The sequence below is a fragment of the Microbacterium halotolerans genome (assembly GCF_003569805.1).
Classification (GTDB): Bacteria; Actinomycetota; Actinomycetes; order Actinomycetales; family Microbacteriaceae; genus Microbacterium; species Microbacterium halotolerans.
In genome coordinates, this window is record NZ_KZ984052.1 from 479,420 (window position 1) to 493,846 (window position 14,427).

Consider the following 14,427-nt stretch of genomic DNA (forward strand, 5'->3'; position numbering starts at 1 on the left):
TCTGCGACAGTTCGGCTGCGCTCTATCGCAGCGGTGTCCACCCGAACGGCACCGCACCGTCGAGCAGCGCGTTCTCCTCGTCCGCTGACGCCGACCACCCCTGCGCCTCGCCCCTGCCGTCGAAGCCGCCCCGTGCAACCCGCATGCCGACGTCGTCATGATGCATACGAGGCCCGCCTCCCCGCCTGGTGGCGGCCCGCACGCTCCATGCGGCGTCATCGAAACCGCCGCCGCGGAACACCCGATAGTCGCCGTACCTGGCGGGATCGAGGAGGTCCCAGCACCACTCCCACGCGTTGCCGAGCGTGTCGAACAGGCCGAACAGATTGGGCAGCTTCCCCCCGACGTCCTGAGGGTGCGATACCTGGTCCGCTGCCGTCCACGCGATCTCATCGAGCGGCCCGTACTGCGGCTTCGTCGAGCCGGCGCGGCACGCATACTCCCACTCCGCCTCTGTCGGCAGCCGGTACCCGTCCGAGTCCACATCCCACGCGACCGCCTCGGCGTCGACACGATAGGCGGGGTCGAGACCCTCCCATTCCGAGAGCGCGTTGCAGAACCGAATGGCACGCTGCCAGCTGACGTCGACCGCAGGCCGCCGCGGATGCTCGCTCGGAACGCCGAGGAGATCAGCCATGAGCTCCTCGGTCACCGGGAACACTCCGATGGTGAACGGCTCGAGCTCGACCGCGCGGTGCGTCTTCCTCCGCGCGTCGTGCAGCGTCACCGTGCCGGCAGGAATCTGTGCCATATCGATGTCGGGCGTCATCCCACCAGTGTCCCGCAGGCCGTCGCGCCTCGTGCAACACTGAAGCCATGCCGGAGACGACGACCGATCCTCGTGAAGCGCGCAGGCTGCCGGAGACGCTGAACGAGTTCCAGAGTGCGGAAGGGCATCCGCAGTTCCGCGTGGACGTCGAACGGATCCGATTCTCGCCGTTCTATTCGCGCCTGTCCGCCGTCACCCAGGTGATCTCCCAAGCCGGCGCAGGCCTCGCGGTGCACAACAGACTGACCCACTCCGTGAAGGTCGCCGCCGTCGCCCGAGCGATCGCCACGCACCTGTTCACTCGCAGCGACGAGCAAGGTCGCATCGTCGCCGAACTCGGCGGCGCCCACGCTGTCGTCGTGCAGGCGGCGGCCGCGGCCCACGATCTCGGCCACCCGCCGTTCGGCCATCTCGGCGAGCAGACACTCGATCGACTCGCCCGCACACGGTTCGGCCTCACCGAGGGCTTCGAGGGCAACGCACAGACGTACCGCATCATCACTCGCCTCGATGAGCACGATCGTCCGGGTGTAGGGCTCAACCTCACGGCCGCCGTCCGCGCAGCCGTGCTGAAGTACCCGTGGCGGCGAGGGCAGGGCGGCGATCGACGCGGCGGCAGCAGCAAGTTCAACCACTACGCGATCGACGAGCCGGATGTCCGTCAGGCACTCGCCGCCTACCCGCTGATCGAGCCCGGCCAGCAGACGGTCGAATGCTCCATCATGGACATCTCCGACGACATCGCGTACTCGCTGCACGATCTCGACGACTTCTATCGCGCAGGGCTCCTGAACCCCGCAACGCTCTCCGCCGAGTTCCGCACCTGGCACCGCGAGCTGGTGCGGCTGCGTTCTCTCGATGAGGCCGCCCTCTCCGCCGATACGCGAACGCCGGGGCACTCCCTTGAGCTGCTGTGGCGGCAGCTGCGGCGCAAGGACGCATGGATCGCCGATCCGGATGCCTTCGCCGAGGCCGTGGCGAAGGTCTCGACCGAGGTGATCGACGGTCTCGTCGCCGAGCCGTTCGATGGGTCCCTGGCGAGCGAGAGGTCGCTGGCCAGGTTCACGACGGGGTGGATCGCCAGGCTGCAGTCGTCGATCGAGGTGCACAGGCACCCGGATATCCGCTCCGGTCACATCAGCCTCAACCGCCGGGCGTGGCACGAGGTCGCCGTGCTGAAGTTCCTGCATCAGCGCTTCATCCTGGAGCGTCCCGACCTCGCGGTCTACCAGCGCGGCCAGGCGAGCGTGCTCGAGCGACTCGTCGACGGATTCGCCGCGTGGCTCGACGACCCGCGCGACGCGCGCAGGGCACCCCGTCGGCTGATCGATCTCGTCGACCTCGCCACGGACGACTACCGTCGGCTGGCCCGCGACGCACCGGGGCTGGTTCAGCTTCGGGCAGGTGCCGACCTCGATCGGCGTGCCAGGGGCCGCGGCATCATCGACTACGTCGCCTCACTCACCGACGCACAGGCGACCTCGCTCGACGCGCTGCTGGCAGGTCGGACCGAGCGGCTCTGGGACGCCGGCCAAGGGCTGTGAGCCGTCGCTCCGATGCTTCAGGGGCCGACCGGCACCCAGTCTGCGTGCTTCGGCTCCCGTCCGTCTCCGGACGAGCGACCGGTGACGCGCCGTTTCACCCACGGCGCGACGTGCGCACGGTAGTACTCGCGCGTACCCAGGTGCGCCTGCGCGACGTCCGGAAGTTCCCACCAGGACGCGTCGGGGTGCATGCCCAGTGATTCGAGCACGCGTGCGGCGACCCGGTGATGACCGCGGAAGTTCATGTGCAGCCGGTCGGGTGCCCAGAAGGACGGGTCGCGCAGGCGTTCGTCCGTCCAGTTGATCGCCCACACGATGTCGTCGTCGGTTCGCAGTCGAGCAGTGGCTGCGGCCGTCAGAGCGTCGCCGCGGCGACGGATAACCCGCGACAGCGGGAGTCCGTCCGAGGGATCGGCACCGGCCAGCAGCACGGGAGTCACGCCCTCCTGTCGACAGCGCAGCACGACCTTCACGAACGCGTCGACGATGTGCTCGATCTTCGTCCCGGGACGCAGCATGTCGTTGCCGCCGCCGTTGAACGAGAGGTGCGTGGGCCTCAACGCCAGAGCCCGCTCCAGCTGCTCGTCGACGACGGGCCATGCGAGCCTGCCCCGGATCGCGAAGTTCGCGTACTCGATGGGTTCGCCGAGCTCGGCCGCCCAACCCTGTGCGACGAGATCCGCCCACCCGCGCGGCGTGCCATCCGGTCGCTCATCCCCCACACCTTCCGTGAAGCTGTCACCGATGGCTGCAAACCGAACGTTCGTCACTCCGCCATCCTACGAACAGAGCGGCTGTGCCTGAACCGTGCGGACACCCGTCGTTCCGGTGGGCCCGTCACGCCAGCCATCGTACGATGGCGGATGTGAGTTCTTCCGTCGTTCTTCCCGTCCGCCGACAGGACCGTCACGACTCTGGGAGCGGACGATGCCGCGTGTAGCCGCGCTGTACCGCTACCCCGTGAAGGGATTCACGCCGGAGCTCCAGGCCGAGCTGCGCGTGCAGTCCGACGGCCGAGTGGTCGGCGACCGGGTGCTCGCGTTCCGATTCGCTCAGGCGCTCCATCCGGAGACGCACGACGGCAGGGAGCACTGGCCCAAGAGCAAAGGGCTCGCACTGATGACGTTCCCGTCGCTCGCGAGGCTGCGCACCAGCTTCGACGACCGCGAACGGCGGCTGCGCATCGAGACGGACGGCACGGTGCTCGTCGACGCGGGGCTCGACGATGCGGGCCGCGCGGAGATCGTCTCGGCCGTCACCGAATACCTGCTCACCGCTCCTGACGCGAAGCGGCTGCGCCGCAGCGGCGTTCTGCCGCTAGCTCTCGTCGGAGACGGAGAGACGGCGCGGTTCCAGGACCGGCCGCGCGGATTCGTGTCATTGCACGCGAGGGCGAGCCAGCGCGAGCTGGGCGATGCGGGCGACGAGCGTCGGTTCCGCTCCAACGTGGTCATCGACGGCGTCGACGCCTGGCAGGAGCTCACCTGGCGGGGACGCGTGCGCATATCAGGAACGGCATTCCACGTGCAGCAGCCGATCGGCCGCTGCCTCGCAACGCACGCCAACCCGGACACCGGCGTTCGCGACGCCGACGTACTCGGCGCGCTTCCCCGGCTCAATGGTCAGCCTGACCCCACGATGGGGGTACTGCTGCTCCCGGATGAGCCGCTCCCAGAAGGCGGAGCTGTGATCCGCCTCGGCGATGAGGTCGTGCCGGACTGGGGCACGGAAGAACCGGGCCATAGACTCGAGGCATGAGCATCACGGCGCAAACCCAGGCGATCAACGACTTCTGGGTGGCAGCACGACTGCACGTCGATGATCTGCCGCTGGAGCCTGCGGAAGCGTGGGCGTTCGGTGCCACGCCCGAACACGCTGATCAGCTGCTCGCCCTCGTCCTCGACGGTACGAAGACCGGTACGGCAGCGGCACTCTGGGACCACGAGGCGACCGGTGAGCGCGTGCCCGAAGCCGGCGACCTCAGCATCATCCTGGATGGATCGGAGCTGCCGCGTGCGCTGATCCGCACCACGAGCATCCGGATCGTTCCGTTCGACCAGGTCGACGCGGAGCACGCGCACGCCGAGGGCGAAGGCGACAGAACGCTGACGGCATGGCGCGAGATCCACGAGCACTTCTGGCGCACCTACGGAGAAAGCGGCCGCGGCTTCGCGCCGGACATGCCCGTGATCTGCGAGCGCTTCGAACTGCTGTGGGCCGACACGTAACCACCTTTACCGCGAGCGTGCCGGTTGTGTCACCGAGTGGGCCGCGGCCCACTCGGTGCTGAGGGGTACGCTCGCGGGTCAGCGCCAGCCGAGACCGGGCGCGACGTGGGCGAGGATCGAGTCGAGGACGTGGGCGTTGTAGGCGACGCCGAGCTGATTCGGCACGGTCAGCAGCAGCGTGTCGGCCTCATGAACGCCATCGCCCTTCGGCGCTACCGGACCCGGATCGCGTCCAGCATCCGTTCCAGTGTGGGCCAGGCCTCCGCAACCCCCCGCTCCGCAGGCTCCAACGAGGCCGCGCGAAGCGCCGCCTCGTTCATCGCGCCGCTGAGGAGCGCGTGGCACGCGCCGATGGAGTCGATCTGAAGGGCACCGACGTCGTCGAGATCCGCGAGCGCGTCTCCCAGCAGACGCGCGGAGCCCTGAGCGTCGAGATCCCGCCACGCGCCCCAGCCCACGACGGCTGGAGCGTCGACCAGGAGGATACGCCGGACGTCCTCGCGCACAGAGGTATCCATAAATGCGCGACACCCGATCTTCAGGGCCTGCCAGGGATCGCTGATGCCTTGCGTCGCCAGCACGATCGCGCGAGCGACCTCGTCCTGCGCCCATGCGTGCACAGCGTCGAACACTCCCCTGCGGTTGCCGAAGTGATGGTAGACAGCCCCTCGTGTCACGCCCGCTCCCATCGCGATCTCATCGAGTCCGACGTCGGGATAGCCGCGCTCGGCGAGCATCTCTCTCGCGCAGTCGAGGATCCGGCGGCGTGTTGCGTCGCTTTCAGCCTTCGTCGCCCTGCCCATCGAGGCACCTCTCGTTCCTTGACACCTATTCATACACAGTGTAGGTATGTGGATACATACACACTGTATCTAACAGAGGGAGAGAGATGACAGTATCGAGCATCTACCCGGTCCTTATGACCGATCGCGTCGCCCACACCGCGGCGTTCTATCGAGAGCACTTCGGGTTCCAAGTCGTCTTCGAAGCCGATTGGTATGCGAGCCTGCGACGCGACAGCTGGGAACTCGCCATTCTCGACTGCGCACACGACACTGTGCCGCAAGCGATCCGGGGCTCCGCCGCAGGCGGCGTTCTCCTCAACATCGAAGTGGCGGATGTCGACGCCGAGTATCTTCGCCTAGTCGAGACAGGCGCACTGGACGCAGTGCTTCCCCTGCGCTCGGAACCCTTCGGACAGCGTCACTTCATCGTGCAGGGCCCGGACGGAGTGCTCATCGATGTCATCACTCCGATCGAACCCGACGAGGAGTTTGCAGCGCAGTTCGTGCCGGAGGCCGATGCCGTCGCTCAATAGCCCGGCGCGCATCTTCCGCAGGTGGCGCATAGGCCACGGGAGGAAGGCACGTGAATACGCGCCGATACGATCGCGACGCACGTCCCTCCCTCTGGGTCAGCGCCAGCCGAGGCCCGGGGCGACGTGAGTGAGGATCGAGTCGAGGACGTGGGCGTTGTAGGCGACGCCGAGCTGATTCGGCACGGTCAGCAGCAGCGTGTCGGCCTCGGCGATCGCCTCGTCGTGACGCAGTTCGTCGATGAGCACATCCGGCTCTGCGGCGTAGGAGCGGCCGAAGACGGACCGTGTGTTGTCGATGAGCCCGAAGGTGTCCTCTCCGTCGCCCGAGGCGAGGAAGTAGCGCCGATCCTCGTCCGAGACGATCGCGAAGATCGAGCGCGATACCGACACGCGCGGCTCGAAGCCGTGGTCGTGCTTGGCCCATTCCTCTCGGAACGCACGGATCTGCTTGGCCTGCTGCACGTGGAACGGCTCGCCCGTCTCGTCATCCTTGAGCGTCGAGCTCATCAGATTCATGCCCTGCTGCGCCGCCCACACCGCGGTCGCGTTCGAACCAGCACCCCACCACATCCGCTGTCGCAGCCCATCGCTGTGCGGCTCGAGACGCAGCAGACCCGGCGGGTTCGGAAACATCGGGCGCGGGCTGGGCTGCGCGAATCCCTCGCCCTCGAGCAGCCGCAGGATGATCCGCATCTTCTCGCGCGCCGCCTCCGCACCGGACGGGTCGTCCTCTCCCGCCTGGTAGCCGAAGTGCCGCCAGCCGTCGACGACCTGCTCCGGTGACCCGCGCGAGACTCCGAGCTGCAGCCGACCATCCGAGATGAGATCTGCGGCACCTGCGTCCTCGACGAAGTACATCGGGTTCTCGTAGCGCAGGTCGATCACGCCCGTGCCGAGCTCGATCTTCGACGTCTTCGCGCCGGCAGCGGCCAGCAGTGGAAACGGCGAGGCGAGCTGTCTGGCGAAGTGGTGCACCCGGAAGTACGCGCCGTCCGCGCCCACATCTTCCGCGGCCTGGGCCAGATCGATCGACTGGTGCAGCACATCGCTCGCACTCTGCGTGTGCGACTGCGGATGCGGCGTCCAGTGGCCGAACGAGAGGAAGCCGATGTTCTTTCGCGAAGCGTTCATAGTTCTATTCAACGCTATATATCTCGATCAATTCCCAGACGCGCCGTCGCGGCGCGTCGAGCCCCGCAGAAACACGCAGCCCCCGGCACCGTGACGATGTCGGGGGGCTGCGAAAGGGCCGGTTCAGATGACGCCGAAGGCGAGCATCGCGTCTGCGACCTTGCGGAAGCCCGCGACGTTGGCGCCGACGACGTAGTCGCCCGGCTTGCCGAACTCCTCGGCCGTCTCGAGCGTGTTCTGGTGGATGGAACGCATGATGTCGGTGAGACGCCCCTCGGTGTACTCGAAGGTCCACGAGTCACGAGAAGCGTTCTGCTGCATCTCCAGCGCGCTGGTGGCCACGCCGCCGGCATTGGCCGCCTTGCCCGGGCCGAATGCGACGCCCGCATCCTGGAACACCTCGACGGCTTCCGGCGTCGACGGCATGTTCGCGCCCTCGGAGACGGCGATCACACCGTTCTCGACGAGGCGCTTCGCGTCCTTCTGGTGCAGTTCGTTCTGCGTCGCGCATGGCAGGGCGACATCGACGGGAACCTCCCAGATGCTGCCATCGGTGACGAAGCGCGAGCGACCGCCGCGACGATCGACGTAGTCGGCGATCCGGCCGCGCTCGATCTCCTTGATCTGCTTGAGCAGTTCGAGGTCGACGCCGTCCTCGTCGACGATGTAGCCGGATGAGTCGGAAGCTGTGACGACGACGCCGCCCAGCTGCTGGACCTTCTCGATCGCATAGATGGCGACGTTGCCGGAACCCGAGACGCCGACACGACGCCCGTCGAAGGAAGTACCGCGCACCTTCAGCATCTCCTCCGCGAAGATCGTCGCGCCGTATCCGGTGGCTTCCTTCCTGACCAGCGAGCCGCCCCAGTCGAGGCCCTTGCCGGTGAGGACTCCGCCCTCGTACCTGTTCGTCAGACGCTTGTACTGTCCGAAGAGGTAGCCGATCTCACGTGCGCCGACGCCGATGTCGCCTGCCGGCACGTCCGTGTACTCGCCGATGTGCCGGTGCAGCTCACTCATGAACGACTGGCAGAAGCGCATCACCTCGCCGTCCGACTTGCCGTGCGGGTCGAAGTCGCTGCCGCCCTTGCCGCCGCCGATGGGCAGGCCGGTGAGCGAGTTCTTGAAGATCTGCTCGAAGCCGAGGAACTTCACGATGCCGAGGTTCACCGAGCGGTGGAAGCGGAGCCCGCCCTTGTACGGACCCAGCGCCGAGTTGTACTCGACGCGGAACCCGCGGTTCACCTGCACATTGCCCTTGTCATCGACCCACGGCACACGGAAGATGATCTGCCGCTCCGGCTCGCACAGGCGCGTCAGGATGCCCTGGTCGTTGTACTCGGGGTGACGCTGCTGCACGACGGCGAGCGAGTCGAAGACCTCGCGAACCGCCTGATGAAACTCCGGTTCGCCGGGATTGCGGGCCAAGACCGCATCGAGGGTCTTCTGAAGGGCAGGGTCGAGCATAGGGGTCCTTTCTGGATGTCAGTCAGCGGCTGATCCCTCCGCTACGGGCACCGTGGTGCTCTGCGCCGATCGGGGTGTGTCGGCGTGATGTGCGCGGGGACGTCAGGAGACCGACATCGTGTGTCGACGCACCCCAGCCGTCGGATGGTGCACCGCTGTCGCCCAGCGGAACGAGGCCCCGGACCGCGGCCAAGGCACCATCGACGCCCACTCTATGGCATCGCGGCCCCTGCAGAAGACCGCGCCCTCGGCCCGCTAGCGCGGGGGCCGCACCGGCCCGCCCGTGCCGGTCGCGGCAGGCTCGTCCGACAGTGAACGCCCCTTCAGGTCACTCAGCCCCCACGCGCTGGCGGCCGCGGCGGCGAAGCAGATCGCGAACACCGTGAACACCAATGGCGCACCGCCCAGGCTCAGCGCCCACGGTGTGAACAGCGGCGCGACGATCGACGCGATCCGCCCCACGGTGGCCGCGGCGCCCGCACCCGTGGCGCGGACGAGCGTGGGGTACAGCTCGGGGCTGACCGCGTACAGCGCACCCCATGCCCCGAGGTTGAAGAAGGAGAGCAGGCAGCCGTACAGCAGGATCTGCCACACCTCGCCTGCCGTGCCGAACAGCATCGCCGAGATCGCCGATCCCACCAGGAACACCGACAGGGTCGCCCGTCGGCCCCACACCTCGATCAGCCACGCGGCCATCGCGTACCCCGGCAGCTGCGCGAGGGTGATGATCAGGGTGTACCCGAAGGAACGCACCAGGTCGAAGCCCTGCGACACGAGGATCGACGGGATCCAGATGAACGCCCCGTAGTAGGAGAAGTTCACGAACGCCCACACCGCCCACAGCGCCGCCGTGCGACGTGCGAGTCCTCCGCGGAACAGGTCGGCCACCCCGACGCGGCGACCGGACGGCTGCACATCGGACACCTGCTGCAAGGGGCGGGCGCGGTCTCCTTCGAACTGCCGTACGATGCGGTCGGCCTCCGCCAGCCGCCCCTTCGATGCGAGCCATCGAGGCGACTCAGGAAGGCCCCACCGGACGGCCAGGGCGTAGAGCGCGGGAACCGCGCCGATCGCGAAGGCCCAGCGCCAGCCGTTCTCGAGCGGCACGACGAAATAGCCGATCACCGCAGAGGCGGTCCATCCGACCGCCCAGAACGCCTCCAGGATCACCACGAGCCTGCCGCGGATGCGCGCAGGGGCGAACTCGCTGACATATGTCGATGCGACGGGCAGCTCGGACCCGAGACCGAGGCCCACGATGAAACGGAGCACGAGCAGCATGCCCACTCCCCCGACGAGCGCGCTGGCACCGGTCGCGACGCCGTACACGAGCAGTGTGATCGCGAACACCTGACGCCTGCCCAGCCTGTCGGCGACGAGCCCGCCCACACTGGCGCCGACAGCCATCCCCACGAACCCCACCGACGCGATCAGGCTCTGCGTGGTGTCGTCCAGCGCCCATTCGCTGGCGAGCGCGGCGATGATGAACGAGATCAGCCCAACGTCCATCGCGTCGAGGGCCCAGCCGATTCCGGAGCCGCCGATCACGCGCCCGTGTCGACACGACAGCGGGAGATCATCCAGGCGTGCAGAAATGGTCATGGTGACCACTCTATTCGGACTGATCGCTTCTAAGGCGCGTCCGGATGATCCGCCGGATTCACACGAGCGCAGCCCGCAGCGTGTCGAGCCCCACGCCGCCGAGATCGAGTGCTCGCCGGTGGAAGTCGCGCAGCGAGAACCTCTCACCTTCCGCGGCGCGCGTTTCGTCACGGATCTGCTCCCAGATGCGCTGGCCCACTTTGTACGCAGGGGCCTGCCCCGGCCAGCCGAGGTATCGGTTCACCTCGAAGCGGACGAAGGCATCCGACATGTTCACGTGCTCGCGCATGAACTCGAGGGCGTAATCCGCATCCCACTTTCCGCGACCGTCCGGACGCTGCTTGCCGAGGTGCACACCGATGTCGAGAACTACGCGCGCTGCGCGGAAGCGCTGACCGTCGAGCATGCCGAGACGGTCAGCCGGGTCATCGAGGTAGCCGAGCTCATCCATGAGTCGTTCGGCGTACAGGGCCCATCCTTCCGCGTGGCCGGATGTTCCGGCCAGCAGTCGTCGCCACGAGTTCAGCCGCTCGCGGTTGTGCACGGCCTGACCGATCTGGAGGTGATGTCCGGGAACGCCCTCGTGGTACACCGTCGTCAGTTCGCGCCACGTGTCGAATTCCTTTACGCCCTCGGGAATGGACCACCACATCCGGCCGGGGCGAGAGAAGTCGTCCGTGGGGCCGGAGTAGTAGATGCCGCCTTCATGCGTCGGAGCGATCATGCACTCCAGGCGACGCATCGGCTCCGGGATGTCGAAGTGAGTGCGCCCCAGTTCGGCGACGGCACGGTCGCTCGTCGTCTGCATCCAGCGCCGCAGCTCCTCCGGCCCGTTCAGTTTGCGCGATGGGTCGCGCTCGAGGTGTGCAATGGCTTCGGCGACAGATGCGCCGGGGAGCACGCTGTCGGCCGCACTCTCCTGCTCGGCGACCATTCGCGCCAGTTCTTCGATGCCCCACTCGTACGTCTCGTCGAGGTCGATGCGGCTGCCGAGGAACCCGTGCGAGTGCATCGCGTACAGCTCACGGCCGACTCCGTCTCGTCCGGTCGCGGCCGGTGCCAGCTCGTCGCAGAGGAACGCTCCCAGCTCCGCGTACGCCGTTCGTGCCGCCTGACGCCCGCGGGTGAGGTCCGCCGTCACAGCGCCCGACAGCTCACGGTCGGCACCGAGAGAAGCGAAGAATCCGTCATCGGAGACGTAGCGCTCGTTCTGCGAGATGACCTGCCGAACCTGACGCAGCGCCGGCGTCTGTCCCGCCGAAATGCCTTCCCGCAGGGCGGTCGCATACCCCTGCAGGGCGCGTGGGATCGACGCCAGGCGTGCGGCGATGGTCGCCCAGTCGGCTTCCGTCTCGGTCGGCATCTGGTCGAAGGCGTCCCTGATGCGCTGCGGTGGGCTCTCGATCCCGTTCAGATCGCGCCGATACCAGCCCGACCGGTGCACCTCACGAAGATGGTCCAGTCCAGCCGCGAGATCCATCCGGGTGATCTCATCGACGTCGTCGGCGAGCCGTGCCTCATCGAGGGCGCGGCCCGCGACCCGCGCGGCGTCGTCAAGCGCGGCCTCGCCTTCCGGCGAGAAGTCCTCGAAGCGGTCCTGCCCTTCGTTTCGGCCGATTGCCGTGGCGACCGTCGGCAGCAGCCGGGCGATCGCATCGACCCAGTCGTCGGCGACGCGATCCACTTCGGTCTGCACGCGCGCGACCATCAGTGCGCCGCTTCGTCCCAGTTGCTGCCATGGCCCACCTGCACGTCGAGCGGCACGGAGAGCTCTGCTGCTGTCTCCATCCGGTGGCGCACGACCTGCTCGACTCGCTCCCATTCACCCGGGGCGATCTCGATCACCAGTTCGTCGTGGATCTGCAGCAGCACGCGAGAATCGAGCACCCGCAGATCGTCGTTGATGCGCAGCAGTGCGATCTTCATGATGTCGGCCGCGCTGCCCTGGATCGGTGCGTTCAGTGCAGCACGTTCCGCGTTCTCCCTGAGCACCCGGTTCGGGCTCTTCAGATCGGGGAACGGTCGGCGGCGGCCGAAGATCGTCTCGGTGTAACCCGTCTCGCGCGCCTGCTCGACCGATGCCCGCAGGTAGTCGCGCACGGAGCCGAAGCGTGCGAAGTAGTCGATCATGAGCTGCTTCGCCTCGCGCTGCTCGATGCGCAGCTGCTTGGCCAGGCCGAACGCCGACAGTCCGTAGACGAGGCCGTACGACATCGCCTTCACCTTCGACCGCATCTGCGGTGTGACGTCTCCGGGCTCGACACCGAAGACGTGCGAGCCGACGTACCGGTGCAGGTCCTCGCCTGATCTGAACGCGTCGATCAGACCTGGGTCGCCCGACAAGTGCGCCATGATGCGCATCTCGATCTGCGAGTAGTCGGCGGTGAGCAGCGTCTCATAACCGGAACCGACTTCGAAGGCCGCTCTGATGCGCGCGGATTCCTCCGTCCGCACCGGAATGTTCTGCAGGTTCGGATCCGTGCTGGACAGCCGCCCCGTCTGGCTTCCCGTCTGCACGTACGTCGTGTGGATCCGCCCCGTCTCATCTATGGCTCCGTCGAGCCCGTCGATGATCTGCTTCAGCTTGGTCGCCTCGCGGTGCTGCAGCAGCAGGCCGAGGAACGGGTGGTCGGCCTTCTCCTGCAGATCGGCCAGCGCCGCCGCGTCAGTGGTGTATCCCGTCTTCGTCTTGCGCGTCTTCGGCAGCTCGAGTTCGGTGAACAGCACCTCCTGCAGCTGCTTCGGCGAGCCGAGGTTCACCTCGTGCCCGATGGTGGCGTAGGCCTCCTGTGCGAGCGCTTCCGCACGCCCGCCGAGCTCACCGGCGAACGCCGAGAGCTTCTCGTGCGAAACGGCGACACCTGCCAGCTCCACGTCGGCCAGTGCCAGGATCGTCGGCATCTCGATGTCGGTGAACACAGGCTTCACGGAATCCGGCATCTCGTCGCGCAGCGGATCCGCGACCCGCACGGTGTACCAGGCGAGTTGGCCGGGCGTCGCACCGTCGTGCTCCGGCACGAGCTGAGACGGGTCGGCCTCCGGCAGCGTCTCACCGAGCAGCCGTTCCACGAGATGCGCGAGGGTCTTGTCGGGAAAGCTCGGTCTCACGAGCCATCCAGCGAGGATCGGATCGTAGGCCAGCCCTCGCAGCGGCGCGCCCGCACGCGTGAGAGCCTTCACCTGAGGCTTGGCGTCGGCGATGACCTTCGGAGCGTCGGAAGAGAGCCACTCCCCCAGAGATTCGGCCACTTCGGCAGACCACGATGCCTCGACGATCTCGTCGGCCGCGGCGAGCCCGATCCGATCCGGGAGCCCGTCCGCAAGGGTCAGTGCGAGTCCGACCTCCCCGGTGGCAGCACCCGCCCACGCCGCGATGTCTGCCGCCTCGAGCTGCTTCGGTCGGGGCGCCTCTGCCACTGGGGACGCTCCGCCATCGTCGCCCTCGGCACCGCCCGCCGCTTCGAATACACGCGGCAGCAGCGCCCGGAACTCGAGCTTGGCGAAGATGTCGCGCACCGCCTGCGAATCGAGGGGCTTCCTCTCCAGCTCGGCCACCGCCACGGGCAGTTCGACGTCGCGCAGCAGGCGATTGAGCCTGCGGTTTCGACGCACGTCCTCGATGTGATCGCGAAGGTTGCCGCCCACGACCCCTTTGATCGCCTCCGCGCCCTCGAGCACCGCATCCAGCGAGCCGAACTGATTCAGCCACTTCACTGCGGTCTTCTCGCCGACCTTCGGCACGCCGGGGAGGTTGTCGCTCGTCTCGCCGACCAGAGCGGCGATGTCCGGGTACATCGCCGGCTCGACGCCGTACTTCTCGAACACCGCAGCTGGGTCGTAGCGCTTCAGCTTCGACACGCCCTGCACGGAGGGATACAGCAAGGTCACGTCGTCGGTGACGAGCTGGATCGTGTCGCGGTCGCCCGAGCACACCAGCACGCTCCAACCCGCCTCGGCGCCCTGCGCCGACAGTGTGGCCATGATGTCGTCCGCCTCGAAGTCGGGCTTGGCGATGACGGTGACGCCCATCGCTTCGAGCGCCTCCTGCAGCAGCGGGATCTGGCCCTTGAACTCGGCGGGGGACTCGGCTCGATTCGCCTTGTACTCCGGGTACTCCTTCGTGCGGAAGGACTCGCGGGCCGTGTCGAAGGCCACCGCCACATGCGTCGGGGCCTCGGCTTTGAGCAGGTTGACGAACATCGACAGAAAGCCGTAGATGCCGTTCGTGTGCTGGCCGTCCTTCGTGGCGAAGTTCTCGACCGGGAGCGCGTAGAACGCCCGGTAGGCCAGTGAATGGCCGTCGACCAGCAGAAGGGTAGGCTTTTCGATGTCTGTCACCCTGCCAGCCTAACGAGGGGGACGGACTTT

The 14,427-nt window shown here is 67.5% G+C and carries 12 protein-coding genes and 1 pseudogene; 4 read left to right on the forward strand and 9 right to left on the reverse strand.

Annotated elements, in window-relative coordinates; genetic code table 11:
- Positions 1-22 precede the first annotated feature (22 nt).
- Positions 23-769 carry a formylglycine-generating enzyme family protein gene (locus DZG09_RS11555; protein WP_205529153.1) on the reverse strand — a complete coding sequence of 249 codons (747 nt, stop codon included), beginning with the start codon at positions 767-769 and terminating at the stop codon, positions 23-25.
- 47 nt (positions 770-816) lie between these two features.
- On the opposite strand from DZG09_RS11555, the gene DZG09_RS11560 reads away from it, so the two are divergent.
- Positions 817-2,313 carry a deoxyguanosinetriphosphate triphosphohydrolase family protein gene (locus DZG09_RS11560; RefSeq protein ID WP_119697860.1) on the forward strand — a complete coding sequence of 499 codons (1,497 nt, stop codon included), beginning with the start codon at positions 817-819 and terminating at the stop codon, positions 2,311-2,313.
- Positions 2,314-2,330: 17 nt separating this feature from the next.
- Here DZG09_RS11560 and DZG09_RS11565 read toward each other — a convergent pair whose 3' ends face one another.
- Positions 2,331-3,083 (reverse strand): SGNH/GDSL hydrolase family protein, encoded by a 753-nt coding sequence (locus DZG09_RS11565; protein ID WP_119697861.1) that lies wholly within the window; start codon positions 3,081-3,083, stop codon positions 2,331-2,333.
- A 157-nt stretch (positions 3,084-3,240) separates the two neighbouring features.
- Between DZG09_RS11565 and DZG09_RS11570 the strand changes: the two genes are divergently transcribed.
- Together DZG09_RS11570 and DZG09_RS11575 are read left to right on the forward strand one after the other, a co-directional pair.
- A complete protein-coding gene (locus DZG09_RS11570) occupies positions 3,241-4,071 on the forward strand; it encodes an MOSC domain-containing protein (protein ID WP_119697862.1) in 831 nt (276 codons plus the stop codon).
- Entirely contained in the window at positions 4,068-4,541 is a 474-nt protein-coding gene (locus tag DZG09_RS11575) for an ASCH domain-containing protein (RefSeq protein WP_119697863.1), read from the forward strand. The genes DZG09_RS11570 and DZG09_RS11575 overlap by 4 nt, the downstream gene beginning before the upstream one ends.
- Positions 4,542-4,619: 78 nt before the next feature.
- On the opposite strand, the pseudogene DZG09_RS16905 reads toward DZG09_RS11575, so the two are convergent.
- Positions 4,620-4,730: pseudogene (locus DZG09_RS16905) on the reverse strand (LLM class flavin-dependent oxidoreductase); the annotation flags it as partial.
- 23 nt (positions 4,731-4,753) lie between these two features.
- Positions 4,754-5,344 carry a TetR/AcrR family transcriptional regulator gene (locus DZG09_RS11585; RefSeq protein ID WP_119697864.1) on the reverse strand — a complete coding sequence of 197 codons (591 nt, stop codon included), beginning with the start codon at positions 5,342-5,344 and terminating at the stop codon, positions 4,754-4,756.
- A gap of 86 nt (positions 5,345-5,430) precedes the next feature.
- Between DZG09_RS11585 and DZG09_RS11590 the strand changes: the two genes are divergently transcribed.
- Entirely contained in the window at positions 5,431-5,859 is a 429-nt protein-coding gene (locus tag DZG09_RS11590) for a VOC family protein (protein ID WP_119697865.1), read from the forward strand.
- A 96-nt stretch (positions 5,860-5,955) separates the two neighbouring features.
- Here the strand turns inward: DZG09_RS11590 and DZG09_RS11595 are convergent, their stop codons facing one another.
- From DZG09_RS11595 to polA, 5 genes are all read right to left on the reverse strand, one after another.
- The gene (locus DZG09_RS11595; protein WP_119697866.1) at positions 5,956-6,990 is read right to left on the reverse strand and encodes an LLM class flavin-dependent oxidoreductase; all 1,035 of its coding nucleotides are present in this window, start codon (positions 6,988-6,990) and stop codon (positions 5,956-5,958) included.
- Between the two features lie 123 nt (positions 6,991-7,113).
- Positions 7,114-8,457, reverse strand: coding sequence for an NADP-specific glutamate dehydrogenase (gdhA, locus tag DZG09_RS11600; RefSeq protein WP_119697867.1), 1,344 nt, complete (start codon positions 8,455-8,457; stop codon positions 7,114-7,116).
- 255 nt (positions 8,458-8,712) lie between these two features.
- The gene (locus DZG09_RS11605; RefSeq protein ID WP_119698013.1) at positions 8,713-10,059 is read right to left on the reverse strand and encodes an MFS transporter; all 1,347 of its coding nucleotides are present in this window, start codon (positions 10,057-10,059) and stop codon (positions 8,713-8,715) included.
- A gap of 58 nt (positions 10,060-10,117) precedes the next feature.
- Complete coding sequence (locus tag DZG09_RS11610) at positions 10,118-11,767, reverse strand: DUF885 domain-containing protein (protein ID WP_119697868.1); 1,650 nt, start codon at positions 11,765-11,767, stop codon at positions 10,118-10,120.
- A complete protein-coding gene (gene polA / locus DZG09_RS11615; protein WP_119697869.1) occupies positions 11,767-14,397 on the reverse strand; it encodes a DNA polymerase I in 2,631 nt (876 codons plus the stop codon). Before polA ends, DZG09_RS11610 begins: the two co-directional genes overlap by 1 nt.
- Positions 14,398-14,427 lie beyond the last annotated feature (30 nt).

What these genes read in the sequence shown, in the direction of transcription:
- DZG09_RS11595 (WP_119697866.1), bottom strand. Translation starts at nt 6,990, where the DNA reads ATGAACGCTTCGCGAAAGAACATCGGCTTCCTCTCGTTCGGCCACTGG.
- DZG09_RS11610 (WP_119697868.1), bottom strand. Translation starts at nt 11,767, where the DNA reads ATGGTCGCGCGCGTGCAGACCGAAGTGGATCGCGTCGCCGACGACTGG.
- DZG09_RS11555 (WP_205529153.1), bottom strand. Translation starts at nt 769, where the DNA reads ATGACGCCCGACATCGATATGGCACAGATTCCTGCCGGCACGGTGACG.
- DZG09_RS11560 (WP_119697860.1), top strand. Translation starts at nt 817, where the DNA reads ATGCCGGAGACGACGACCGATCCTCGTGAAGCGCGCAGGCTGCCGGAG.
- DZG09_RS11605 (WP_119698013.1), bottom strand. Translation starts at nt 10,059, where the DNA reads ATGACCATTTCTGCACGCCTGGATGATCTCCCGCTGTCGTGTCGACAC.
- DZG09_RS11585 (WP_119697864.1), bottom strand. Translation starts at nt 5,344, where the DNA reads ATGGGCAGGGCGACGAAGGCTGAAAGCGACGCAACACGCCGCCGGATC.
- DZG09_RS11570 (WP_119697862.1), top strand. Translation starts at nt 3,241, where the DNA reads ATGCCGCGTGTAGCCGCGCTGTACCGCTACCCCGTGAAGGGATTCACG.
- DZG09_RS11575 (WP_119697863.1), top strand. Translation starts at nt 4,068, where the DNA reads ATGAGCATCACGGCGCAAACCCAGGCGATCAACGACTTCTGGGTGGCA.
- gdhA (WP_119697867.1), bottom strand. Translation starts at nt 8,457, where the DNA reads ATGCTCGACCCTGCCCTTCAGAAGACCCTCGATGCGGTCTTGGCCCGC.
- DZG09_RS11590 (WP_119697865.1), top strand. Translation starts at nt 5,431, where the DNA reads ATGACAGTATCGAGCATCTACCCGGTCCTTATGACCGATCGCGTCGCC.